This window comes from Herbiconiux sp. VKM Ac-1786, from assembly GCF_015350805.1.
Taxonomy (GTDB): Bacteria; Actinomycetota; Actinomycetes; order Actinomycetales; family Microbacteriaceae; genus Herbiconiux.
This window is the reverse complement of sequence record NZ_JADKSG010000002.1, coordinates 308,515-331,588: the sequence shown is the minus strand read 5'-3', so window position 1 is coordinate 331,588 and position 23,074 is coordinate 308,515. Positions and strand designations below refer to the sequence as shown.

Genomic DNA, 23,074 nt, shown 5'->3' with positions numbered 1-23,074 from the left:
GAGTCTACGGGGCGGGTGCGAAGAAGGTGCCGATGTCGGCACCCGTGAGCGCCTCGGCCACCCGGCCCGTGGAGGTGACGAGCACCGCGGTTCCGGAGGCCGCCGCGAGCCGCGCGGCGCTGACCTTGGTGGCCGCTCCCCCGGTGCCGACGCCGGCCGCGCCGATGTCGCCGAAGGTCACCCCGGCCAGGTCGTCGCCGACCGGCACCTCGCTGATCATCACGGCCCCCGGCTCCTGCGGGGGGCGGGTGTAGAGCGCGTCGACGTCGGAGAGCAGCACGAGCGCGTCGGCCTCGACGAGCTGCGAGACGAGGGCGGCGAGCCGGTCGTTGTCGCCGAAGCGGATCTCGTGGGTGGCCACCGTGTCGTTCTCGTTCACGATCGGCAGGATGCGGAGGCCGAGCAGCCGGTCCATGGCGCGCTGCGCATTGGAGCGGTGCGTCGGGTTCTCGAGGTCGCCGGCGGTGAGCAGCACCTGACCGGCGGTGATGCCGAAGCGGCGGAGGCTGTTCTGGTAGCGGTAGATCAGCACGTTCTGGCCCACGGCCGCGGCGGCCTGCTGGGTCGCCAGGTCGTTCGGCCGCGCGTCGAGCTTCAGGAACGGCATGCCGGTCGCGATGGCGCCAGAGGAGACCAGGATGATCTCGGTGCCGCGCGCGTGCGCGGCCGCCAGGGCGTCGACGAGGGGTTCGATCTGGCCCGCGTTGTCGCCGCTGATCGACGAGGAGCCGACCTTGACGACCACACGCCGGGCCGACGGGATACCGCTGCGGGTCGTGACCCGGGCGCGGCCGTCGTGACCGTCGGTCACGACTCGTCCTCGTCGTTCCAGAGCCCCGCTTCCCTCTCGCGCACGAGCTCGGCCCGGGCCTCCGCCTTCGCGTCCATCAAGTCGTAGTAGTCGTCGCGGCGCTCCACGTTGGTGCGGCGGCGACCGCCGTCCAGGCGCGGGTCGGAGCCGCGCGGGGCGACCACGAGCTCGGCCGTGGAGGTGAGGGTGGGCTCCCAGTCAAACACGATCGCGTTGCCGCGGCCGATGACGACGGTCGAGCCCGAGACGGCGCCCTTCTTGAACAACTCGTCCTCGACACCGAGCTTCGCGAGCCGGTCGGCCAGGAAGCCGACGGCCTCGTCGTTGGTGAAGTCGGTCTGCTGCACCCAGCGCTCAGGCTTCGTGCCGATGATGCGGAAGACGTCGCCGTAGCTGCCGCCCTCGACCTCGATGCGGAAGCCGGACTCGTTGACGGCGCGGGGGCGCAGCACGATCTTCGCGGGCGCCGGGTTCTCGGCGGCCTCGCGGCGGGCGCGGTCGACCAGCTCGGCGAGGGCGAACGACAGCTGCCGCAGGCCCTCGTGGCTCGCGGTCGAGATCTCGAAGACCTTGTAGCCACGCTCCTCGAGCTCGGGCCGCACGAACTCCGCGAGCTCGCGGGCCTCGGGCACGTCGATCTTGTTCAAGGCGATCAGCTGGGGGCGCTCGAGCAGCGGCACCTGGCCCTCGGGCACCGGGTAGGCGCCGAGCTCGCCGAGGATGACGTCGAGGTCGCTGATCGGGTCGCGGCCGGGCTCGAGCGTGGCGCAGTCGAGCACGTGCAGCAGGGCGCTGCAGCGCTCGACGTGACGCAGGAACTCCAGGCCCAGGCCCTTGCCCTCGCTGGCGCCCTCGATCAGACCGGGCACGTCGGCGATGGTGTAGCGCGTGCCGCCCGACTCGACGACCCCGAGGTTCGGGTGCAGCGTGGTGAAGGGGTAGTCGGCGATCTTCGGCTTCGCGGCCGACATCGCGGCGACGAGGCTCGACTTGCCGGCCGACGGGTAGCCCACCAGGGCGACGTCGGCGACCGTCTTGAGCTCGAGCAGCACGTCGCCGGTCCAGCCGTCGGTGCCGAGCAGGGCGAAGCCCGGGGCCTTGCGCTTGGTGGTGGCGAGCGACGCGTTGCCGAGCCCGCCCTGACCGCCCTCGGCGATCACGAAGCGCATGCCGGGCTCGCTCATGTCGATGATCTCGGCGCCGTCGGCGTCTTTCACGACCGTGCCGACGGGCACGGGGAGCTCGAGCTCCTCGCCGTTGGCCCCGGCGCGGTGGTCGCCCATGCCGGGCCCGCCGTTCTGCGACGAGCGGTGCGGGGCGCGGTGGAAGCCGAGCAGCGTGGTGGTCTGCGGGTCGCTGACGAGCACGATGTCGCCGCCGTGGCCGCCGTTGCCGCCGTCGGGGCCGGCCAGCGGCTTGAACTTCTCGCGGCGCACGGACACACAGCCGTTGCCGCCGTTGCCCGCCTTGAGATGGAGGGTCACATGGTCGACGAAAGTCACCATTTGCGGTTACCTCACGATCTTTCTGGAGAACGAACGACGATGGGCGGGCCGAAGCCCGCCCATCGCGCGAAGATGATGCCGAAGCGCCGGGAGGTTACTCCGCGACCGCCGCGACGATGTTGACGACCTTGCGGCCGCCCTTCTGGCCGAACTCGACCGAACCGGCCGAGAGGGCGAACAGCGTGTCGTCTCCGCCACGGCCGACGTTCACGCCGGGGTGGAAGTGAGTGCCGCGCTGGCGGACGATGATCTCGCCGGCGCCGACGACCTGGCCGCCGAAGCGCTTGACACCCAGACGCTGAGCGTTGGAGTCACGACCGTTGCGAGTGGAGCTCGCACCCTTTTTGTGTGCCATGTTTCCTGATCCCTACTTGATTCCGGTGACCTTGACGCGGGTGAGCTCCTGGCGGTGGCCCTGGCGCTTCTTGTAGCCGGTCTTGTTCTTGAACTTCTGGATGACGATCTTCGGGCCGCGGAGGTCGTTGAGGACCTCGGCGGTGACCTTCACCTTGGACAGCGACGACGCGTCGGAGGTGATGGTGTCACCGTCGACGAGCAGCACGGCCGCCAGCTCGATGTTGCCGTTCTCGTCGGCCTTGATGCGATCGAGGGTGACGATCGTGCCGACCTCGACCTTTTCCTGCCGACCACCGGCGCGCACAACTGCGTAAACCAATTTACGTACCTAACTCTTCTTCGGGGCCCTCACGAGCGCACTCTGCAGCTCATGGAAGTCTTGGCAAACGGCGGAGCGACGCTCCACGCACACCAGCGGTCAAGCCTACTCGACGGAGTGATTTCGGTCAAACCGGGGCGAGTGGGATACTCGCACCATGACCGTGCTGATCGACGAGCCGATGTGGCCAGCCCACGGTACCATCTGGGGCCACCTCGTAAGCGACGACTCGCTGGAGGAGCTGCACCGCTTCGCCCGGGCGGCCGGACTGCCACCCCGGAGCTTCGATCTCGACCACTACGACGTGCCCGTCGACCGGCACGACGAGCTGGTGGCCGCGGGCGCGGTGCCGGTCAGCTACCGCGAGCTCGTGGTGCGGCTGCGCGCCAGCGGGCTGCGGGTGCGCGGGCGGGACCGGGACGCGGAGCGCGCCCACCGGGGGGCGCGCTCCGCGCACTAGCGGGAGCGGCTCAGGAGTCGCTCGACTCCGCGGGTGCCGAGACGACGGCGGTCGTCGACACGCGGCGGCTGCGCGAGCGGCCCTGCCCCGGCTGCTTCGGCGCCGGGAGGGCGTCGAGCACGGAGTCGAGAAGGTGCGACGCCTCCTCGGGCTTCACGCGCGGGGCGCGGGCGGCCTTCGTGACGGGGATGTCGAGGATCGCGATCGCGGGCTCGTCGTCGGCGGCGGGCTCGGCGACGGCGGGCTCCGCAGCCAGGGGCTCGGCGGCTGCGGGCTCGGCGACGGGCGCCTGCTCCGGTGCGGCCGGCTCGGTCGGTGCGTCGAGGACGACCGGAGCGGACACCTCGTCGAACGACGGGGCGGAGACCGGCTGAGCCGGCTCCGACGCCTCGTGAGCGGCCTCGGTGGCGGGCGCCTCGGCGGGTGACTGGGCAGCGGGTACCTCGGTGGCGGCCTCCGCCTCGGCGGCTTCGGCGGCCGGGGTCTGCTCGGCGTCTCCGCGGGAGTGGCGCGACTTGCGGCGCCGCGTCGAGCGCTCCGCCGCGACCGCCGCGTCGGGGCGACGGGCGGGCTCGGCGGCGGGCGCCTCGGCGGCGGCCGCCGGAGCGTCGGACGGGGCGGCGGCCGGCTCGGTCACGGGGGCGGGACCGGCATCCGGAGCTTGCCCGTCGGCGTGCTTGGCCGCGGCGATCGTCGAGGCCGCGATCTGCGCGAGCGCGTTCTTGGCGTTCTCGGTGATGGCGTGGGTGCCGCCGACGGGAGCCGTCTGCGAACCGGAGCCCGTGGAGCCGTTGCCGTTCGAGCCGGAGCCGTTGCCGTTGCCGTTGGAGCCGTTGCCGTTCGAGCCGCCTCGGCCGTTGCGGCGGCCGGCGCCGTTCGAGCCGTTCGACCCGCCGTTGCCGGAGCCGCCGTTCGACCCGGCCGAGGACTGCTGGCTCGAGCGGTGCTTCACGACGGGGTCGTGGTGCACGATGATGCCGCGGCCGGCGCACTGCTCGCAGGGCTCGCTGAACGACTCGAGGAGGCCCAGGCCGAGCTTCTTGCGCGTCATCTGCACGAGTCCGAGGGAGGTGACCTCGGCCACCTGGTGCTTGGTGCGGTCGCGGCTGAGGCACTCGATCAGGCGCCGGAGCACCAGGTCGCGGTTGGACTCGAGCACCATGTCGATGAAGTCGACCACGATGATGCCGCCGATGTCGCGCAGGCGCAGCTGGCGCACGATCTCCTCGGCGGCCTCGAGGTTGTTCTTCGTGACCGTCTCCTCGAGGTTGCCGCCCGAGCCGACGAACTTGCCGGTGTTCACGTCGACGACCGTCATGGCCTCGGTGCGGTCGATCACGAGCGAGCCGCCCGAGGGCAGCCAGACCTTGCGGTCGAGGGCCTTCTCGATCTGCTCCGAGACGCGGTACTCGTCGAACGCGTCCTTCTCGCCCTCGTACTTCTCGACGCGGTCGAGCAGGTCGGGGGCGACGGCCGCCAGGTAGTTCTCGATGGTCGCCTGGGCGTCGTCGCCCGAGATGACGAGCTTGTGGAAGTCCTCGTTGAAGACGTCGCGGACGATCTTGATCAGGAGGTCGGGCTCGGAATGCAGCAGGTGCGGGGCCTGCTGCTTCTGCACCTGCTCGCTGATGTGGGCCCACTGCGCGGTGAGGCGGTTGACGTCGAGCGTCAGCTGCTCCTCGGTGGCGCCCTCGGACGCGGTGCGCACGATGACGCCCACGTTCTCGGGCAGCACCTCCTTGAGGATGCGCTTCAGGCGCGCCCGCTCGGTGTCGGGGAGCTTCCGCGAGATGCCGTTCATCGAGCCGTTGGGCACGTACACGAGGTAGCGGCCGGGGAGGCTGACCTGGCTGGTGAGACGGGCGCCCTTGTGGCCCACGGGGTCTTTGGTGACCTGCACGAGCACGGTGTCGCCCGACTTCAGGGCGAGCTCGATGCGGCGGGGCTGCGAGCCCTTGCCCTCGTTGTTCTCGGCCGCGGCGTCCCAGTCGACCTCGCCGGAGTAGAGCACGGCGTTGCGGCCTCGGCCGATGTCGACGAAGGCCGCCTCCATGCTCGGCAGCACGTTCTGCACCTTGCCGAGGTAGACGTTGCCGATCAGCGAGGCGTCCTGCGCCTTGGCGACGTAGTGCTCGACGAGCACCCCGTCCTCCAGCACGGCGATCTGGATCTTGTCGTTCTTGGCTCGCACGACCATCTGACGGTCGACGGCCTCGCGGCGGGCGAGGAACTCGGCCTCGGTCACCACGGGGCGGCGGCGGCCGGCGTCGCGGCCGTCGCGGCGGCGCTGCTTCTTGGCCTCGAGGCGGGTGGAGCCCTTGATGCGCTGCGGCTCGGTGATGAGCTCGGGCTGGCGCTCCTCGCGCTCGCGCGGGGTGCGCACCTTGACGACGGTGTTCTCGGGGTCGTCCTGGCCGCCGCGGGTGTCTTCGCCGGAGCGACGGCGGGAGCGGCGGCGCACCGAGGACTCGGCGGCCTGCTCGTCGCGGTCGCGGGGGTCGCGGTCGCGGGGGTCGCGGTCACGGTCGCGCGGGTCGCGGTCACGCGGCGGCAGCGGCGGGAGGTCGGGCAGGTCGGGCGCCTGGAAGATCAGCGACGTCGTGCTCAGCGCCCGGGGGCGCTCGGGCGCCTGGAACGCGGAACCGGCGGCGCTGAACGGGGCGAGGCCCGGCTCGTCGTCGTGCGGCTCGGCGTCGAGCACGGGGGCGTCGGGAGCAGGGGCGTCGGGCACAGGGGCGTCGGGAGCCTGCTCGGCAGCGGGGGCCTCGGGGGCCGCCGCCTCGGGAGCGGGCGCCTCGGGAGCGGGTTCGGCCGGGGCCACGTCCGCGGGCGCCTCGGCTTGGGCCTGAAGTACCTCTACGGGCACCTCGGGCTCGGCCGGCGCCGCGGGCTGCGGCTCGGGCGTCGTGGGGGCGTCGCGGTACGAGGTCACCGGAGCATCCGTCTTCTTGCCCGCCCGGCGGCCGCCGAACAGCCGCGTCTTGCGCCGGCCCGTTCCCTCCTGGTTGTTCGCGTCGTTGTCATTGTGTGAACTGTTCTCCACCATCTCTGGTGCACTCCTTGCCAGCCAGGGGCTCTCACCCACCGGCAGGTACTCTCACGAGCGAAGGTCCGCCTGCGCGTCTCCTCCGCTGATCTCGCTCATGCGCCGGCCCGCCCGCTGGCGGACCCGGTCGCTCTGTCTGTCTTCGTGTCGGGGTCTGACGCCTCGTGGGGCAGCGCGCGTGCGGTGCCCCGGGACGATGAGCCCGGAAAGCCTTCGTTGGCGGTTTCGATGACGATCACCGAAACCTCCGTCGATTATCGCACGCATTCCCAGAATGCTCGCGAACGCGCTCTGCGATACTGGCCGGGTGCCTGCCGAAACAGCTGAATACCGCCGCCCGATCGGCCTCGCCGTTCTGCTCATCGTGGCGGGGGTGCTGGGCTGGTACTCCTCGTTCGATCTGACGCTCGAGAAGATCCAGACGCTGATCAACCCCGACTACGTGCCGAGCTGCAACATCTCGCCGCTGGTCACCTGCGGGCCGAACATGGCGAGCGAGCAGGGCTCGGTGTTCGGCTTCCCGAACCCGATCATCGGCGTCGCGGCCTTCATCGCGCCGATCGTGGTGGGCATGGCCATCCTGGCCGGGGCGCGCTTCGCGAAGTGGTTCTGGGTGCTGTTCAACCTGGGCTTCGTGGGCGCCGTGGCGTTCATCGTCTGGCTGATGGGCGTCAGCATCTTCGTGCTCGGCACCCTCTGCCCCTACTGCATGCTCGTCTGGGCCTCGGTGATCCCGATGTTCTGGTACGTCACCGCTTACAACGTGAAGCAGGGCCATTTCGGCAACGGCCGGAGCAGCCGCGAGGTCGGGGCGCTCGTCTACCCGTGGATGTGGACGCTCGTGCTGCTGAGCTTCCTGGTGATCGTGGTGCTGGCGCAGCTGCGGCTGGACGCCGTCACCACGATCCTCCGGATGCTCTAGCTCAGCCGAACCAGAGCGCGAGCTCGCGCTGCGCCGACTCGGGCGAGTCGCTGCCGTGCACGAGGTTCTGCTGCACGGCGAGGCCCCAGTCGCGGGCGAGGTCGCCGCGGATGGTGCCGGGAGCGGCCGTGGTGGGGTCGGTGGTGCCGGCCAGCGAGCGGAAGCCCTCGATCACGCGGTTGCCCGCGATGCGGAGCGCGACGATCGGGCCCGACTCCATGAACTCGACGAGGGGCTCGTAGAACGGCTTGCCCTGGTGCTCCTCGTAGTGCGACGCCAGCAGCTCCCGGTCGGGCTCGATCAGCTTGATGTCGACGAGCTGGTAGCCCTTCGCCTCGATCCGGCGCAGGATCTCGCCGGTCAGGTTGCGGGCGACGCCGTCGGGCTTGACGAGGACGAGGGTTTCTTCGACGTAGGTGGTCATGCCGTAAACCCTAGCGAATGAAGCTAGACGGTCTCCGCCGCGGGGCCGTCGGGGGCGTCGCGCTCCTCGGCCTCCTGCGCGGCCCGCCAGGCGGCGCGCTGGCGGTCGATCTGGGCGCCCTTGACCATGCAGTAGATCCACAGCCCGATGAAGATCGCCGCGACGATCGCGAGCGAGGGCACGAGGAAGCAGGCCGCCACGATCACGGCCTGCAGCGCCCAGCCGAGCCAGTAGCCCCAGCGGAAGCGCAGCAGCGCGACGTTCGCGACGAGCAGCAGGCAGAGCACCGCGCCACCGATCAGCGCGGCGGGCGCCGGCAGCGCCTTCAGCCCGAAGATCACCAGCGCCGCGAAGAACATCACGATCGACTCGAAGCCGAGGACGATCGAGGCGAGGCTCCGGCGGACGGATGATCCCCTCACTCGGTCTCGCCCTTCCAGCCCTCACGGGCGGCCAGCGTGATGACCTCTCCCACGAGGGTGATCGAGCCCGTCACGAGCACGGCGCCCTTCTCGGTCTCGCCGGCCAGCTCCCGCGCCTGCTCGAGCGCGTCCTCGAGCGACGGCTCGACGAGCACGCGATCGGCACCGGCGATTCCGACGACCACCGAGGCGAGCTCGTCGGGATCGATCGCCCGCTCGGAGGAGCTCGACGTCACGACGAACTCCGACACCACGGGGTCGAGCGCACGGATGATGCCCGCCACGTCCTTGTCGGCCAGGATGCCGACGACCGCGACCACCTTGTCGAAGGTGAAGTACTCCCCCACGGCGGTGGCCAGCGCCTCGGCGCCTCCGGGGTTGTGCGCGGCGTCGACGAGCACGGTGGGCTCGGTGCCGACGAGCTGCAGGCGGCCGGGCGAGGTGGCCGTGGCGAGCCCCTCGGTCACGACGTCGTCGGCGAGGGCCTGGGTGCCGCCACCGAGGAAGGACTCCACCGCCGCGATGGCGACGGCGGCGTTGTGGCCCTGGTGGGTTCCGTAGAGCGGCAGGAACACGTCGCGGTAGGTGCCGGCGAGGCCCTGGATCGTGACGAGCTGGCCGCCGACCGCGACCGTGGAGTCGAGCATCCGGAATGCCGTGCCCTCGACGGCGAAGGTCGCCTCGGAGAGCTCGGCGGCGCGCTCGAGCTCGGCCAGCGCCTCGGCCGGCTGGGCCGCGGTGACGACCTGGGCCGAGGGCTTGATGATGCCGGCCTTGGTGCGCGCGATCTCGGCGACGGTCGAGCCGAGCCGGTTGGTGTGGTCGAGCGAGATGGGGGTGATCACGGCCACCTGGCCGTCGCCGACGTTCGTCGAGTCCCACTCGCCGCCCATGCCGACCTCGATCACGGCCACGTCGACCGGCGCCTCGGCGAACGAGGCGAAGGCGAGCACCGAGAGGGCCTCGAAGAAGGTCAGGTGCGGTTCCCCCGCGGCCTCCAGCTCGCTGTCGACGAGCTCGAGGAAGGGCTCGATGTCGCCCCAGTTCGACGCCAGCGCCTCGTTCGTGATGGGCACGCCGTCGATCATGATGCGCTCGTTCAGGCGCTCGAGGTGGGGGCTCGTGAACAGGCCCGTGCGAAGGCCGAGTGCCCGCAGCAGGCTCTCGGTCATCCGGCTCGTCGAGGTCTTGCCGTTGGTGCCGGTGATGTGGATGATCGGGTACGCGTGATGCGGATCGCCGAGCAGCTCGACCACCCGCCGCGTGGCCGAGAGCCGGGGCTGGGGCTGCGCCTCCCCGAGGCGCGAGAGCAGCGCCTCGTAGACGGCGTCGCCCTGCTCGACGTACTCGTCGGGCGCGTCGAGACCGACGCGGTCGAAGTCGTCGCCGGGCGAGACGCCCGCCTCGGTGCCGTTCTCGTTCTCGTCGGGGTCGTCAGCGGGCGGGCCGAAGTCGCCGCCGAAGAAGTTGTCAGACAAGGGCGTTCTCCAATTCGATCGACACGCGGCCAGAGGCCCCCACCGGCACGGGCTTCACCCGCTCCTCCTCCGAGATCTCCGCGAGCACCGGGACACCGGCCGCCAGCACCTCGCGGCCGACCAGCTCGAGCAGCTCGGGGAACTCGGCGAAGCTGCTGCGCGATTCGTCGTCGAGCTTCAGGGTGAGACGGATGCGGTCGGTGACGAGCAGGTTGCTCGACTTGCGCTGGCTCTGCACCGCGCGGATGACGTCGCGGGCGAGACCCTCGGCCTCGAGCGCGGCGGTGAGCGTGGTGTCGAGCAGCACGAAGCCGCCGGAGGGCAGCAGCGCCAGCGCTGTGCTCCGCCCCGACTCCCCCTCGGCCGAGTCGGCCGCGGCCTCGAGCACGAGCTCGTACTCGCCCTCGAGCAGGTCGATGCCGCCGGCGTTCACGACGCCGTTGATCTCGTTCCAGTCGCCCGAGCGGGCGCCCTTGATGGCCTGCTGCACGCTCTTGCCGAGGCGCGGGCCGGCCACGCGGGCGTTCACCGTGAGGCGCGAGGTGATGCCGAACTCGGCGGCGCTCGTGGCGTGCTGGTCGACGAAGCTCACACTCTTCACGTTCAGCTCGTCGCGGAGGATCGCCTCGAACTGCGCCAGGTTCGACGCGTCGTCGGTGACGATGGTGAGCCCGGCGAGCGGGAGGCGCACGCGCAGGCCGTTCTGCTTGCGCAGCGACAGCGCGGTGGACGAGATGGCGCGTACGGTGTCCATGGTGTGCACGAGGCCGGCGTCGGCCGGGAAGTCGTTCTCGTCGGGCCAGTCGGTCAGGTGCACGCTGCGTCCGCCGGTGAGGCCCTTCCACATCGCCTCGGCGACCAGCGGGATGAGCGGCGCGGCCACCCGGGTCACGGTCTCCAGCACGGTGTAGAGGGTGTCGAACGCGGCGTGGTCGTCGCCCGACCAGAAGCGGTCGCGCGAGCGGCGCACGTACCAGTTGGTCAGCACGTCGGCGAAGTCGCGGAGCTTGGCCGAGGCGACGGTCGCGTCCAGCGCCTCGAGGTCGGCGGTCACCGACTGCACGAGCTCGCGGGTCTTGGCCAGCAGGTAGCGGTCGAGCACGTCGGTCGAGTCGGTGCGCCACTGCGCCTCGTACCCGCCCTCGGTGGCCGAGTTCGCGTAGAGGGTGAAGAAGTAGTACGTGCTCCACAGCGGCAGCAGCAGCTCGCGCACGCCCTGGCGGATGCCCTCCTCGGTGACGACGAGGTTGCCCCCGCGCAGCACCGAGCTCGACATCAGGAACCAGCGCATCGCATCCGAGCCGTCGCGGTCGAAGACCTCGGACACGTCAGGGTAGTTGCGCAGCGACTTCGACATCTTCTGCCCGTCGGAGCCGAGCACGATGCCGTGGCTGATCACGTTGCGGAACGCCGGCCGGTCGAACAGCGCGGTCGAGAGCACGTGCATCACGTAGAACCAGCCGCGGGTCTGACCGATGTACTCGACGATGAAGTCGGCGGGGCTGTGGGTGCGGAACCAGTCCTGGTTCTCGAACGGGTAGTGCACCTGGGCGAACGGCATCGATCCCGAGTCGAACCAGACGTCGAAGACGTCGGGGATGCGGCGCATGGTGGAGCGCCCGGTGGGGTCGTCGGGGTTCGGCCGGGTGAGGTCGTCGATGAAGGGCCGGTGCAGGTCGGGCTCGCCGTCGCGGTTCAGCGGCAGCGTGCCGAAGTCGGCCTCGAGCTCGGCCAGCGAGCCGTAGACGTCGACGCGCGGGTACTCGGGGTCGTCGCTCTTCCACACCGGGATGGGCGAGCCCCAGTAGCGGTTGCGCGAGATCGACCAGTCGCGGGCGCCGGAGAGCCACTTGCCGAACTGCCCGTCCTTGACGTTCTCGGGCACCCAGTCGATCTGCTGGTTGAGCTCCTCCATGCGGTCGCGGATGCTCGTGACGCGCACGAACCAGCTCGACACCGCCTTGTAGATCAGCGGGTTGCGGCAGCGCCAGCAGTGCGGGTAGCTGTGCTCGTAGCTCGCCTGGCGCATCAGCCGGCCCTCGGCCTTCAGCAGCTGCGTGAGCGGCTTGTTCGCCTCGAACACGTGCTGCCCGGCCACGTCGGAGACGGTCGAGAGGAAGCGCCCGCCGTCGTCGACCGAGATGATCACGGGGATGCCGGCGGCCTCGCAGACCTTCTGGTCCTCCTCGCCGTAGGCGGGCGCCTGGTGCACGATGCCGGTGCCGTCGGTGGTCGAGACGTAGTCGGCCACGAGGATCTGCCAGGCGTTCTGGGTGCCCCACTTCTCGGTGTCGGCGTAGTAGTCCCAGAGCCGCGCGTAGGCGACGCCCTCGAGTTCGCGGCCCGTCAGGGTGCGGGTGACGGATGCGCGGGCCTCGTCGGCCGAGTCGTAGCCGAGCTCCTTGGCGTAGTTGCCGACCAGGTCGCTCGCGAGCAGGTAGTCGGCGACGAGCACCGTCTGCCCGCCCTCCCCTTCGCGCGCCACCTCGGCGTCGGCGGTTCCGTTCGGACCGGCGGGCACCACGGCGTAGTCGATGTCGGGGCCGACCGCGAGCGCCATGTTGGTGGGCAGCGTCCACGGCGTCGTCGTCCAGGCGAGGGCGCGCACGGCGGTGAGCCCGAGCGCCTCGGCGCGCGATCCGACGAGCGGGAAGGTGACCGTGACCGTCTGGTCCTGGCGCATCTGGTAGACGTCGTCGTCCATCCGCAGCTCGTGGTTGGACAGCGGCGTCTCGTCCTTCCAGCAGTAGGGCAGCACGCGGTAGCCCTCGTAGGCGAGGCCCTTCGTGTGCAGCTGCTTGAAGGCCCAGAGCACGCTCTCCATGAACGTGGTGTCGAGCGTCTTGTAGTCGTTGTCGAAGTCGACCCAGCGGGCCTGGCGGGTGACGTAGGCGCGCCACTCGTCGGTGTACTTCAGCACGGACTTGCGGGAGGCGGCGTTGAAGACCTCGACGCCCATCTCCTCGATCTGGCTCTTCTCGGTGATGCCGAGCTGTTTCATCGCCTCGAGCTCGGCCGGCAGGCCGTGGGTGTCCCAGCCGAAGCGGCGGTCGACCTTCTTGCCGCGCATGGTCTGGAAGCGCGGGAACACGTCCTTGGCGTAGCCGGTGAGCAGGTGCCCGTAGTGAGGCAGGCCGTTGGCGAACGGCGGGCCGTCGTAGAAGACCCACTCGGCGCCGCTCTCGCGGTTCGCGATGGACGAGCGGAAGGTGTCGTCGCCCTTCCAGAAGGCGAGCACGCCCTCCTCCACCTCGGGGAAGCTCGGCGACGGGACGACGGAGCTGAACTCGTCGGAGTCTTTGGGGTACGTCATGGTTCTCCTGGACGGCCTGATCGGTGCTGCCTGTTCCACGAGGACGGTGGGCTCTCACCCGCCGTGGTACCACCTCGCTTGCCGCCCGGTGCGTTCGCCCCGGATGGCCGCTCGTTCATAGGCTGTGACGGGCCCGACCCGTTCGGTTCTACTTGGCCTCCGGTCGCCCGGCCGCCGTTCTTCCGAAGACTCCCCGGTGATGGCCGGTTCACAGTCGTTCAGTAGGCGATTCTAACCGATGCCGAAGCCCGAGAGCACAGGATGCACGACCTTCTGCAGATACGTCTCGAGCGGTGCGCGCTCCGGTCCGTCGGCGGCCCACCGCCCCACGGCGGCCGAAGCGGCACCCACCACCGCGAGGGCGATCCCCCGTGCGGTCAGGGCGTCGAGGCCGCGACCGAGGACGAAGGCCTCGACGACTCCGGCGTGGGCGAGCGCGCGGGCGAGTCCGGCGGCCTTCAGCTCCTCGTCGATGCCCATCACCTCCCACTGGGTGAGCACGAGCGGCGCTCGGCCGGGGGTGAGGGCGGCCGCCGTCGTGACGAGGGCCGCCTCGACGGCGGCCAGGGGGTCGGTGCTCGCGGGGGCTGCGGCGAGAGCATCCGTCAGCACCGCCCGGCTCGCGTCGAGCTCGACCCAGAGCAGATCGGCCTTGCCGGGGAAGTAGTTGAAGAAGGTGTTGCGGCTGACCCCGGCGCGGCGCGTGATCTGCTCGATGGTGGTCTTCGCGTAGCCCTGCTCGAGGAAGAGCTCGGAGGCGGCCTCCTCGAGCATCCGCTGCGACGAGGCCCTGGGCCGACCGGCCATTCTCGCTCCCGGGAATAAATAGATCGCGTACAAGAATTAGACTGGGTGACGATCACAGCAGATCGCCCTCCCACCATCCCATACAGAACGGCTCCGTCGTGCCCCTGCGTCACCGCTCCCTCGCCCTCTCCCTCGCCGGGCTGGCCACCGCCTCCGCCCTGCTGCTGGCCGGATGCTCGGCCGACGCCGGACCGTCGGACACCCCCGCGACTCCCGTCGCCGGCGGCACCCTCACCTACGCGACCGGCTTCGGCGAGCCCACGTGCCTCGACCCGCACGTCGGAGGCAACATGCCGCAGGCCCTCGTGGGCACCAACGTGCTCGAGTCGCTGTTCTCGCAGGACGAGACCGGCGCCATCGTGCCCTGGCTCGCTGAGTCGGGCGTCGCGGCCGAGGACGGCCTGAGCTGGGACGTCACCCTCCGCGACGGCATCGCGTTCACCGACGGCACGCCGATGGATGCCGCCGCGGTCGCCGCGAACGTCGCGCACATGAAGGACCCGGAGACCGCCTCCTCGACCGCGATCCTCGCGCTCGGCAAGGTCTCCTCGGTCGAGGTCGTCTCCCCCACCGTCGCCCGCTTCGTGCTGAGCGAGCCCGACAGCGCGCTGCTCGAGTCGCTCGCCCAGACCTGGCTCGCGATGGAGTCGCCCGCCGGCCTCGAGCGCGGCATGGGGGCCAACTGCGAGGCGCCGATCGGCACCGGCCCGTTCGTGTTCTCGGAGTGGGTCAAGCAGGACCACGTGACCCTCACCCGCAACGACGACTGGACCTCGGCGCCTGCGGGCGCGACCCACGAGGGCCCGGCCTACCTCGACACGATCGAGTGGCGCTTCATCCCCGACCCGGCCACCCGCTTCGCCGCGCTGCAGTCGGGCGAGGTCGACGTGATCGACGAGATGCAGCCCGACAACGTCGTGGCCGCGACCGCCGACGGCAGCGGCCTCGACGTGCTCACCGGCGCGCTGCCCGGAGCCTCGATCCGCCTCGAGCTGAACTCGGGCTACGCGCCGTTCGACGACGAGTCGGTGCGAAAGGCCTTCATCGCCGCGGCCGACGTGAACCCGGGCATCCAGAGCCTGTTCTTCGGCACCGTCGAGCGCTCGTACTCGGTGCTGTCGTCGTCGACGCCGTTCGGCGCCTCGTTCGAGGACGACTACGCCATCGACGCCGACAGGGCGAACCAGCTGCTCGACGAGGCCGGCTGGACGTCGCGCGACTCCGAGGGCTACCGCACCAAGGACGGCGAGCGGCTGACGGTCGACTTCCCTGTCTCGACGAACCAGTCGATCCCGGCGGAGGTGTCGCTGTTCGAGCAGATCCAGGCCACCACGAAGGCGGTCGGCTTCGACGTCGAGCTGCACCCGATGGACCTGTCGAGCTGGTACGCCGCGCTCGGCTCCTGGGACTTCGACCTGACCAGCGCGATCTACACGAAGAACTCCCCCGACGTGCTGCGCATCCTCTACGACTCGGAGAACATCATCCCGGCGCCGAGCGGCTACCACCCGAACAACGCGCACGTGTCGATCCCCGAGCTCGATGACGCCGTGACCGCGGCGGGGCAGACCACCGACCCCGACGAGCGGGCCGCCCTGTACGAGAAGGCGCAGCAGTTGCTGGCCGACGGCGCGTACGTGCTGCCGCTGTACGACCACCTGCAGAAGATCGGCTACGGCGACCGGGTGCAGGGGCTGTCGCTCCTGCCGACGCTGCAGATCCCGTACTTCGGCGACACCTGGGTGAGTGAGTAGCGGGCGGATGCGCGGCGGCGCGCTGCGCGGCGGCGCCCTGCGCGGGGGTGCCCTGCGCGTCGGGGCCCTGCGCGTCGCGGCCGCTCTCGGCGGCGCCGTGTTCGTGCTCTGGGCGGCGGCGACCCTGACGTTCTTCGGGCTGCGGCTGATCCCGGGCGACCCGGCGCAGGCCGTGCTGGGCGGGCCCGGATCGCAGGCGAGCGCCGAGGCGCTGGCCGCCGTGCGCACCGAGTACGGCTTCGACCAGCCGATCTGGGTGCAGTACCTGCGCTACCTCGGCCGGCTCGTCTCCGGCGACCTCGGCTCCTCGTACTCGCAGCGGCAGTCGGTGGCATCGATCATCGGCAGCCAGATCGGCGGCACCCTGCTGCTGGCCGTGCTGGCCCTGACCGTCGCGTGGCTGCTCGCCCTCGGGCTCGCCGTGTGGTCGACCCGCGGGGGCCGCGTCGCCGCCGCCGTCGGCTCGGGCCTCGAGATCGTCGCCGCCGCGGTGCCGCACTTCTGGCTGGCGACCGTGCTGGTGCTCGTGTTCAGCACGACCCTGCGCTGGTTCCCCGCGGTCAGCACCGACGCGCCGGCCGGGCTGGTGCTGCCCGTGCTGACCCTCGCGCTGCCGCTCGCCGGATTCCTCGGCCAGGTCATGCGCGAGTCGGTGCTCGACGCCCTCGAGGCGCCGTTCGTGCTCTCGGCCCGCGCCCGCGGCGAGGGCGAGGCGGGTGTGCGGTGGCGGCACGTGCTGCGGCACGGGGCGCTGCCCGGCATCGCCCTCTCGGGCTGGGCGTTCGGCTGGCTGATCTCCGGCGCAGTGGTGGTCGAGACGATCTTCGCCCGGCCGGGGCTCGGGCGCACGCTGCTGAACGCCGTGCAACTGCGGGACGTGCCGCTCGTGATCGGCGTCGTGCTCGTGGTGGCGGTGGGGTACGTGGCGATGACGCTGCTGACCGACGTCGTGTCGCGGATCGCCGACCCGCGGCTGGCGGGGGTGCGAGCATGAGCCTTCCTCCCGTGTCGACGGTGGCCGCCGTCGCTCCGGCCGACCGGCGCGGGCGACGGATGATCGGCCCCGCCCAGTGGGTCGCCGTCGCCGTGCTGGCGCTGCTCGTCGTCGCAGCCGTGGCGCCCGCGGTGCTCGCACCGGGAGACCCGTTCGCGATCGCCCCTGTCGACGCGTTCCTGTCGCCGCGGTGGGGGCATCCGCTCGGCACCGACGAATCGGGCCGGGACATCTACACCCGCATCGTGCACGGCGCCGGCACCTCGCTCGTGATCGGCGTCGCCGCGACCGCGATCGGCATCGTGCTCGCGCTCGTGCTGGGACTCGCCGCCGCGCTCGGCGGGCGGTTCGTCGACTTCGGCGTGAACCGGCTGCTCGAGGTGCTGTTCGCGTTCCCCGGGCTGCTGCTGGCGCTGCTCGTGATCACGGTCTACGGGCCGGGCATCGTCACCTCGACCATCGCGGTGGGGCTGGCGACGGCGCCGGGGTACGCGCGGATCATCCGGGCCCAGGCGCGCTCGGTCGCGACCTCGCCGTACGTGGAGGCGGCCGTGGTGCTGGGGCGGTCGCGGGGGCGGATCCTGGTGCGGCACATCCTGCCGAACGCCGTGCTGCCCGTGTTCGTGCTGGTCACGCTGGGCGTCGGGCAGGCGATCGTCTGGGCTGCCGCGCTCAGCTACCTCGGGCTCGGTGCCTCGCCGCCCGCCGCCGAGTGGGGCGCGATGCTCTACGCGGGCAAGAACTACCTGGCGACGGCGTGGTGGATGACGTTCTTCCCAGGGCTCGCGATCGTGCTGGCGGCCGCGGCGACGACGGTGCTGGGGCGGGCGCTGCAGACGCGGGGGGCGCGATGAGCGGCGTGCCTGGCGAGGTTCTGCTGCGGGTCGAGGGGCTGCGGGTCGGGTTCGGCGGGCGGGGGGCCCGGCGCGGTCCGGCGGTGGTCGACGGGGTGTCCTTCACGCTCGAGGCCGGGCGGGCGCTCGCGATCGTGGGCGAGTCGGGGTCGGGCAAGTCGGTCACCGCGCGATCGCTGGTGGGGCTGGCGGGTGCCGGGGCCTGGACGTCGGCGACGGCGCTGAAGGTGGGCGGAGCATCCGTTCTCGGAGCGGTCGGCGCCGACGGGATCGCCCGGGGCCTCTCGGGCGCCGCCTGGCGACGGCTTCGCGGGCGGGAGGTCGGGCTGGTCGTGCAGGACGCGCTCGTGTCGCTCGACCCGCTGCGGCCGATCGGGCGCGAGATCGGCGACGCGCTGCGGCTGCACACCAGGCTCTCGGCGGCCGAGCGGCGCGCGCGGGTGCTCTCCCTGCTCGAGTCGGTCGGGATGCCCGACCCCGCCTCGCGCGTGCACCAGCGCTCGGGCGAGCTCTCGGGCGGCCTGCGCCAGCGCGCGCTGATCGCCTCGGCGCTGGCCGCGTCGCCGCGCCTCGTGATCGCCGACGAGCCGACGACGGCGCTGGACAGCACGGTGCAGGCGCAGATCCTCGCGCTGCTCGAGGGCGTGCGCGACGCCGGAACCGGGCTGCTCTTCATCAGCCACGACCTCGCGGTCGTGTCCCGCATCGCCGACGACGTGCTCGTGATGCGCGCGGGCCGCGTCGTCGAGTCGGGGCCGGCGGCACAGGTGCTCGGCGACCCGCAGCACGAGTACACGAAGGCGCTGCTGCGCGCGGTGCCGACGGGGGTGCCGCGCGGGGTGGCGCTGAGCGCGGCGGCAGCGTCGCCGGCGCGACCCGTGCCCGCCGCCGCGTCGACGGCCGCTCGGCCGGTGCCTCCTGTGTCGGCGGCTCCCGTGCTGGAGATCTCGGGCGTCTCGAAGCGGTTCGGCGACCGGCTCGCGGTCGACGACGTCACGCTGACACTCCCCGCGGGCACCACCCTCGGCCTCGTCGGCGAGTCCGGATCGGGCAAGACCACCCTCGCCCGCATCGCCCTCGGCCTCGCCGACCCCGACGCGGGCACCGTGCGCCTCGACGGGCTCCCCTGGGCGCCCGGCCCCGAGCGCGACCGCCGCTCCCGACGTCCGCTCGTCGGCGCCGTCTACCAGGACGCCCTCTCGTCGTTCGACCCGCGGATGACCGTGCGGCAGATCCTCGCGGATGCCCTCCGGGGAGCATCCGCCGCCCGCCCCGTCGATGAACTGCTCGCCGAGCTGCTCGACAATGTCGGGCTCTCACCGTCGCTCGCCGGAGCCCGCCCCCTCGAGCTCTCGGGCGGACAGCGCCAGCGCGTCTCCATCGCCCGCGCCCTCGCTCCGTCGCCGCGCGTGATCGTGCTCGACGAGCCGGTGTCGGCGCTCGACGTGTCGATCCAGGCGCAGATCCTCGACCTGCTCGACCGGCTGCAGCGCGAGCACGGCGTCGCCTACCTCTTCATCTCGCACGACCTCGGCGTGGTGCAGCACATGAGCGACACGCTCGCCGTGATGAAGGACGGTCGCGTGCTCGAACAGGGACGCGCATCCGCTGTCTTCGACAGCCCGGCGCACCCGTACACGCAGGCGCTGCTGGCAGCGGCCCCGCGCATCCGCCTCGGCTGAACCCGCCGTATCCCCGGGGGCCTTCCGCCGCTACACTCTCGCGCAACACGCGCGACGTGCGCGTGCCCGCCACGGAGGTCGCCATGCCCGAGAACGTCAGCTCCACCGCCCTCACCACCGATCCGGTCTCGCCGGAGTTCGAGCGGCGGTTTCCCCGCCGCTTCCTGTTCGCGGGCGCGGCGGCCGGCGTCGCCGCCCTCTCCCTCGCCGGCGCCCCGGCCGCCGAGGCGGCTCCCGCCACGACCCCGTGGACGCTCGGCGGCAACACCGGCGTCACCACGAGCAACTTCCTCGGCCCGACGAATGCGGGTGCACCGCTGGTCTTCAAGACGAAGAACGACTCCGCCTCGAGCCTGAGCGAGAAGATGCGGCTCTCGGCCATCGGCCGGCTCGGACTCGGCGTCACCGACCCGAAGGCCCGGCTGGACGCGGTCGGGAGCACGATCGCGGTGCAGGGCACGAGCACCGCCGCCACCACGGCGGGCCGGGCGCTCTCGGGCATCGCCAAGGGCGGGTACGGCGTGTTCGCGAAGTCGAACGAGACGGCGGCCTACTGCGACGGCGGAGGCCTCGGCGTCTATGCCCGGGGAGCCATCGCCGTGCGCGGGGAAGGAACGACGTACGGGGGCGCCCTGTCTGGGGCCGACACCGGCCTGCAGGCCGACGGAGCCGTCTTCGGCGTGCGGGCGTTCGGGGCGACCGCCGTCTACGCGTCGGGCACCGACTACTCCGTACGCGCCACCGGGGGCCAGTACGCCGTGCTCGCCGAGAACGGCGGCACGGCGAGCGTGCGCGGCAACAGCCCCTATGTCGGCGTCTGGGGCGATGGCGCCACCTTCGGGGTCTACGGGCGCGCGACGGGTGCCGGCGGAGAGAACTACGGCCTGTTCGGCTCGTCCGCGAGCCCGCAGGGCTACGCCCTCTACGCCTCGGGGAACGCCCGGGTCACGGGAACCCTCTCGAAGTCGGCCGGCTCTTTTCAGATCGACCATCCGCTCGACCCCGACAACAAGTGGCTCTCGCACTCCTTCGTCGAGTCGCCCGACATGATGAATGTCTACAACGGCAACGTCACCACCGATGCGAAAGGCGACGCGACCGTGACGCTGCCCGACTACTTCGAGGCACTCAACCGCGACTTCCGCTACCAGCTGACCGTCATCGGCGGCGGGTTCGCGCAAGCGATCGTCTCGCGGAAGATCGCGAAGAACAGCTTCGCGCTGAAGACCGACAAGCCCGGCATCGAGGTGTCGTGGCAGGTCACGGGCATCCGTCACGACAGCTACGCGGAGGCGAACCCGATCGTCGTGGAGACCGCGAAGACCCCGGCCGACACGGCGCGGCGCGGCGCGGGCGCCGAGCCGGGCAGCGGCCCGGTCGAGGCCCCGGTCGCGCCGCTCCCGGACGCGGCCGTCGTCCCGCCGGCACCCACCGCACCCAAGGCCTCGGCTTCGACGACGGCCCCCTGACGGCTCAGGCGCCCTGCTCGAGGTTCTTCGTCGAGGGGCGGAAGCCCGGGTGCGGGCCGGGGAAGCCGAGGCGTTCGCGCAGGGTGAGCGAGCGGTCGGGCTGCCGCCACGCACCGCGGGCCTCGAGTTCGGGCAGCACCAGGGCGATGAACTCCTCGTAGGCCCCGGAGTCGCCGAAGGTGGGCTCGAGCAGATAGCCGTCGAGGTCGGCGGTCTCGGCCGTGGCGATGAGCTCCTCGGCGACCTCGGCCGGCGAGCCGGTGATCACGAAGCCGCGCTCCTGCACCCGGAAGGCGTCGAGCACGTCCTGCACCGTCTCGATGCCGGGCATGGAGCGGTACCGGTCGAGCGGGGTGTGGCCCTGGTCGGTGCCGGCGATGTCCGCGATCGGCATCGAGCGGTCGAGGGCGCGCAGGTCGATGCCGGTGAAGCCCGCGAACAGCACCGCCGCGTCGTCCATCGAGAACTGCTCCTCGAGCTCCCTGCGCTTCGCGAGCGCCTCCTCGCGGGTCGGGGCCACCGTGACCGTGACGCCGCTGATGATCTTGAGGTCGTGCGGGTCGCGGCCCGCGGCGGCGACCCGGGAACGGATGTCCTGCGAGGCCGTGCGCGCCTGCTCGGCGGTCTGGCCCTGGATGAACATCGCCTCGGCGTTTCGCGCGCCGAAGTCGCGGCCCCGCCCCGACATGCCGGCCTGGAACAGCACCGGGGTGCGCTGCCGACCCGGCGGCACCTTGAACAGCCCGTGGCTGGAGAAGTGCTCGCTGCGGTACGACACGGGGCGGATCCGCACGGGGTCGATCAGCGTGTTGCTCTCGCGGTCGAAGACCCAGGCGTCGTCGTCCCAGACGTCCTCGAGCAGGCTGCGCGCGAGGTCGACGAACTCGTCGGCCACGTCGTAGCGGGCGTCGTGGTCGAACTGGGTGATGCCGAACAGCTGCTCGGTGACCTGGGCGGTGCTGCCGGTGACGACGTTCCAGCCGATGTGCCCGTTCGTGAAGGCGTCGAGGGTGGCGAAGCGCCGGGCCGTGGGAAACGGCTGCTCGAGCGAGGTCGACGAGGTCACCACGATGCCGAGCGAGGGGGCGGCCTGCGAGAGCGCAGCGACGAGCAGCATCGGGTCGTAGCCCGGGAACAGGATGCCGTGCGTCAGCACCTCCTCGGGCACGTCGCCGTCGATCTGCGGGTAGCCGTAGCTGTCGGCGAAGAGGATGAAGTCGAAGCCGGCGTCGTCGAGCGTCTTCGCGAGCCCGGCCCAGTACTCGGGGCTGCCGTAGCGGTCGCCCCGGCCGTTCGGGTGCCGCCACGTCGGGACGCCGTTGGAGGGGGTGAGGATCTCGAACACGCCGAGGGAGAGGGGCTTGACCATGCCTCCAGCATCGCCGAGGCGATCGGGCCGCCGCGAGCCACCCTAAAACGTTTTACACACTCGTAACGCGACGCGTCGACGCCCGTTCCACGAGTGTCACGGGGAAGACCGTCACCTCGGGCGCTCCCCCGTGGGTGACGAGCTCGACCAGCTGCTCGAACGCGCGGCGGGCCATGCCGGCGGAGTCCTGGCGCAGCGTGGTGAGGGCCGGGGTGATGCGGGACGCCCAGCTGATGTCGTCGAATCCGCAGACGAGCAGGTCGTCGGGGACGACCCGGCCGAGGTCGTGCGCCTCGAAGGTGGCGCCGATGGCCTGGTTGTCGGTGCAGGCGAAGAGGGCGTCGACCTCGGGGTGCCGGGCGAGCATCCGGCGCACCCCCTCGCGGCCGCCCTCGAAGGAGTAGGGAGCGGTCACCCGATGGAGGCGGGCGGGGTCGACCCCGCGCCCGGCGAGCCCCGCGGCGAAGCCGGCGCTGCGCTGGGCGGCCGTGGTGAGGCTGGCCGGGCCGGCGAGCAGGCCGAAGAACGTGCCGCCGACGTCGACGAGATGTTCGGCGGCGAGCCGTCCCCCGCCGGCGTTGTCGGAGTGCACGCCGCCGATGCCCTCGAGCTCGAAGCCCTCGTCGACGGCCACGATCGGCAGGCCGCCGGCGAGAGCCGGAGCGAGCATCGTCGCCCTCGGGTTCGTGGAGAACAGCAGCACGCCGTCGACCGAGCCGGCGAGCCGGGTCAGCGACGCCGACTCGCGCCCGGCGTCGAAGCCGGTGTTGACGAGCGAGAGCTGGAAGCCCGACTCGTCGGCCAGCCCCTCGATCACGCTCACCATGCCCGCCCAGAACGGGTTCGTCACGTCGGGGATGACGAGGCCGATGCTCCGGTGGAGCCCCGTGCGGAGCGACCGCGCGACCCCGTTCGGCCGGTAGCCGAGCTCGGACGCCGAGCGGAGCACCCGCTCCACGGAGTCGGGGCCGACGCGGCGCGCGCCTGTCAACGCGTTGCTCGCGGTGGCGATGCTCACCCGCGCGTGCTCGGCGACGTCGCGGAGCGTGACCGGGCCGCGGCCGGGCGGGACGATCTTCATGTGCCGA

General features: G+C 71.7%; 19 protein-coding genes. 7 read left to right on the top strand and 12 right to left on the bottom strand.

Annotation, left to right across the window (positions count from 1 at the left end):
• Positions 1-4: 4 nt before the first annotated feature.
• The 4 genes from proB to rplU form a co-directional block, all read right to left on the bottom strand.
• The gene (gene proB / locus ITJ64_RS12545; RefSeq protein ID WP_194681126.1) at positions 5-811 is read right to left on the bottom strand and encodes a glutamate 5-kinase; all 807 of its coding nucleotides are present in this window, start codon (positions 809-811) and stop codon (positions 5-7) included.
• Complete coding sequence (gene obgE, locus ITJ64_RS12540; RefSeq protein WP_194681125.1) at positions 808-2,316, bottom strand: GTPase ObgE; 1,509 nt, start codon at positions 2,314-2,316, stop codon at positions 808-810. Before obgE ends, proB begins: the two co-directional genes overlap by 4 nt.
• 94 nt (positions 2,317-2,410) lie before the next feature.
• On the bottom strand, positions 2,411-2,671 hold the full coding sequence (gene rpmA, locus ITJ64_RS12535; protein WP_194681124.1) for a 50S ribosomal protein L27: 261 nt from the start codon (positions 2,669-2,671) through the stop codon (positions 2,411-2,413).
• Between the two features lie 12 nt (positions 2,672-2,683).
• Positions 2,684-2,992: a 50S ribosomal protein L21 gene (gene rplU / locus ITJ64_RS12530; protein WP_173180753.1), complete on the bottom strand. Its 309-nt coding sequence runs from the start codon at positions 2,990-2,992 to the stop codon at positions 2,684-2,686.
• Positions 2,993-3,149: 157 nt separating this feature from the next.
• On the opposite strand from rplU, the gene ITJ64_RS12525 reads away from it, so the two are divergent.
• Positions 3,150-3,452, top strand: coding sequence for a DUF4031 domain-containing protein (locus tag ITJ64_RS12525; RefSeq protein WP_194681123.1), 303 nt, complete (start codon positions 3,150-3,152; stop codon positions 3,450-3,452).
• Between the two features lie 10 nt (positions 3,453-3,462).
• On the opposite strand, the gene ITJ64_RS12520 is transcribed toward ITJ64_RS12525, so the two are convergent.
• The gene (locus ITJ64_RS12520) at positions 3,463-6,498 is read right to left on the bottom strand and encodes an Rne/Rng family ribonuclease (RefSeq protein WP_194681122.1); all 3,036 of its coding nucleotides are present in this window, start codon (positions 6,496-6,498) and stop codon (positions 3,463-3,465) included.
• 307 nt (positions 6,499-6,805) lie between these two features.
• Here ITJ64_RS12520 and ITJ64_RS12515 point away from each other — a divergent pair, with 307 nt between their 5' ends.
• Positions 6,806-7,420: a vitamin K epoxide reductase family protein gene (locus ITJ64_RS12515; protein WP_370545174.1), complete on the top strand. Its 615-nt coding sequence runs from the start codon at positions 6,806-6,808 to the stop codon at positions 7,418-7,420.
• A 1-nt stretch (position 7,421) separates the two neighbouring features.
• Here ITJ64_RS12515 and ndk read toward each other — a convergent pair whose 3' ends face one another.
• The 5 genes from ndk to ITJ64_RS12490 form a co-directional block, all read right to left on the bottom strand.
• The gene (gene ndk, locus ITJ64_RS12510; RefSeq protein ID WP_194681121.1) at positions 7,422-7,844 is read right to left on the bottom strand and encodes a nucleoside-diphosphate kinase; all 423 of its coding nucleotides are present in this window, start codon (positions 7,842-7,844) and stop codon (positions 7,422-7,424) included.
• 23 nt (positions 7,845-7,867) lie between these two features.
• Positions 7,868-8,266, bottom strand: coding sequence for a DUF4233 domain-containing protein (locus ITJ64_RS12505; protein WP_370545173.1), 399 nt, complete (start codon positions 8,264-8,266; stop codon positions 7,868-7,870).
• A complete protein-coding gene (locus ITJ64_RS12500) occupies positions 8,263-9,579 on the bottom strand; it encodes a folylpolyglutamate synthase/dihydrofolate synthase family protein (protein ID WP_228508827.1) in 1,317 nt (438 codons plus the stop codon). The genes ITJ64_RS12505 and ITJ64_RS12500 overlap by 4 nt, the downstream gene beginning before the upstream one ends.
• Before the next feature lie 157 nt (positions 9,580-9,736).
• Complete coding sequence (ileS, locus tag ITJ64_RS12495; protein WP_194681119.1) at positions 9,737-13,057, bottom strand: isoleucine--tRNA ligase; 3,321 nt, start codon at positions 13,055-13,057, stop codon at positions 9,737-9,739.
• 231 nt (positions 13,058-13,288) lie between these two features.
• The gene (locus ITJ64_RS12490; RefSeq protein WP_194681118.1) at positions 13,289-13,864 is read right to left on the bottom strand and encodes a TetR family transcriptional regulator; all 576 of its coding nucleotides are present in this window, start codon (positions 13,862-13,864) and stop codon (positions 13,289-13,291) included.
• Between the two features lie 98 nt (positions 13,865-13,962).
• Here ITJ64_RS12490 and ITJ64_RS12485 point away from each other — a divergent pair, with 98 nt between their 5' ends.
• From ITJ64_RS12485 to ITJ64_RS12465, 5 genes are all read left to right on the top strand, one after another.
• The gene (locus ITJ64_RS12485) at positions 13,963-15,618 is read left to right on the top strand and encodes an ABC transporter substrate-binding protein (protein ID WP_370545172.1); all 1,656 of its coding nucleotides are present in this window, start codon (positions 13,963-13,965) and stop codon (positions 15,616-15,618) included.
• 7 nt (positions 15,619-15,625) lie between these two features.
• Positions 15,626-16,612, top strand: a complete 987-nt coding sequence (locus ITJ64_RS12480; RefSeq protein WP_194681117.1) for an ABC transporter permease — start codon at positions 15,626-15,628, stop codon at positions 16,610-16,612.
• Positions 16,609-17,466 (top strand): ABC transporter permease, encoded by an 858-nt coding sequence (locus ITJ64_RS12475; RefSeq protein WP_194681116.1) that lies wholly within the window; start codon positions 16,609-16,611, stop codon positions 17,464-17,466. The genes ITJ64_RS12480 and ITJ64_RS12475 overlap by 4 nt, the downstream gene beginning before the upstream one ends.
• A complete protein-coding gene (locus tag ITJ64_RS12470) occupies positions 17,463-19,148 on the top strand; it encodes an ABC transporter ATP-binding protein (RefSeq protein WP_194681115.1) in 1,686 nt (561 codons plus the stop codon). Before ITJ64_RS12475 ends, ITJ64_RS12470 begins: the two co-directional genes overlap by 4 nt.
• An 83-nt stretch (positions 19,149-19,231) precedes the next feature.
• Positions 19,232-20,617 carry a hypothetical protein gene (locus ITJ64_RS12465; protein ID WP_194681114.1) on the top strand — a complete coding sequence of 462 codons (1,386 nt, stop codon included), beginning with the start codon at positions 19,232-19,234 and terminating at the stop codon, positions 20,615-20,617.
• A gap of 4 nt (positions 20,618-20,621) precedes the next feature.
• Here ITJ64_RS12465 and ITJ64_RS12460 read toward each other — a convergent pair whose 3' ends face one another.
• Positions 20,622-21,986, bottom strand: a complete 1,365-nt coding sequence (locus tag ITJ64_RS12460) for an NtaA/DmoA family FMN-dependent monooxygenase (protein ID WP_194681113.1) — start codon at positions 21,984-21,986, stop codon at positions 20,622-20,624.
• Positions 21,987-22,038: 52 nt separating this feature from the next.
• Positions 22,039-23,067 (bottom strand): LacI family DNA-binding transcriptional regulator, encoded by a 1,029-nt coding sequence (locus ITJ64_RS12455; protein ID WP_194681112.1) that lies wholly within the window; start codon positions 23,065-23,067, stop codon positions 22,039-22,041.
• Positions 23,068-23,074 lie beyond the last annotated feature (7 nt).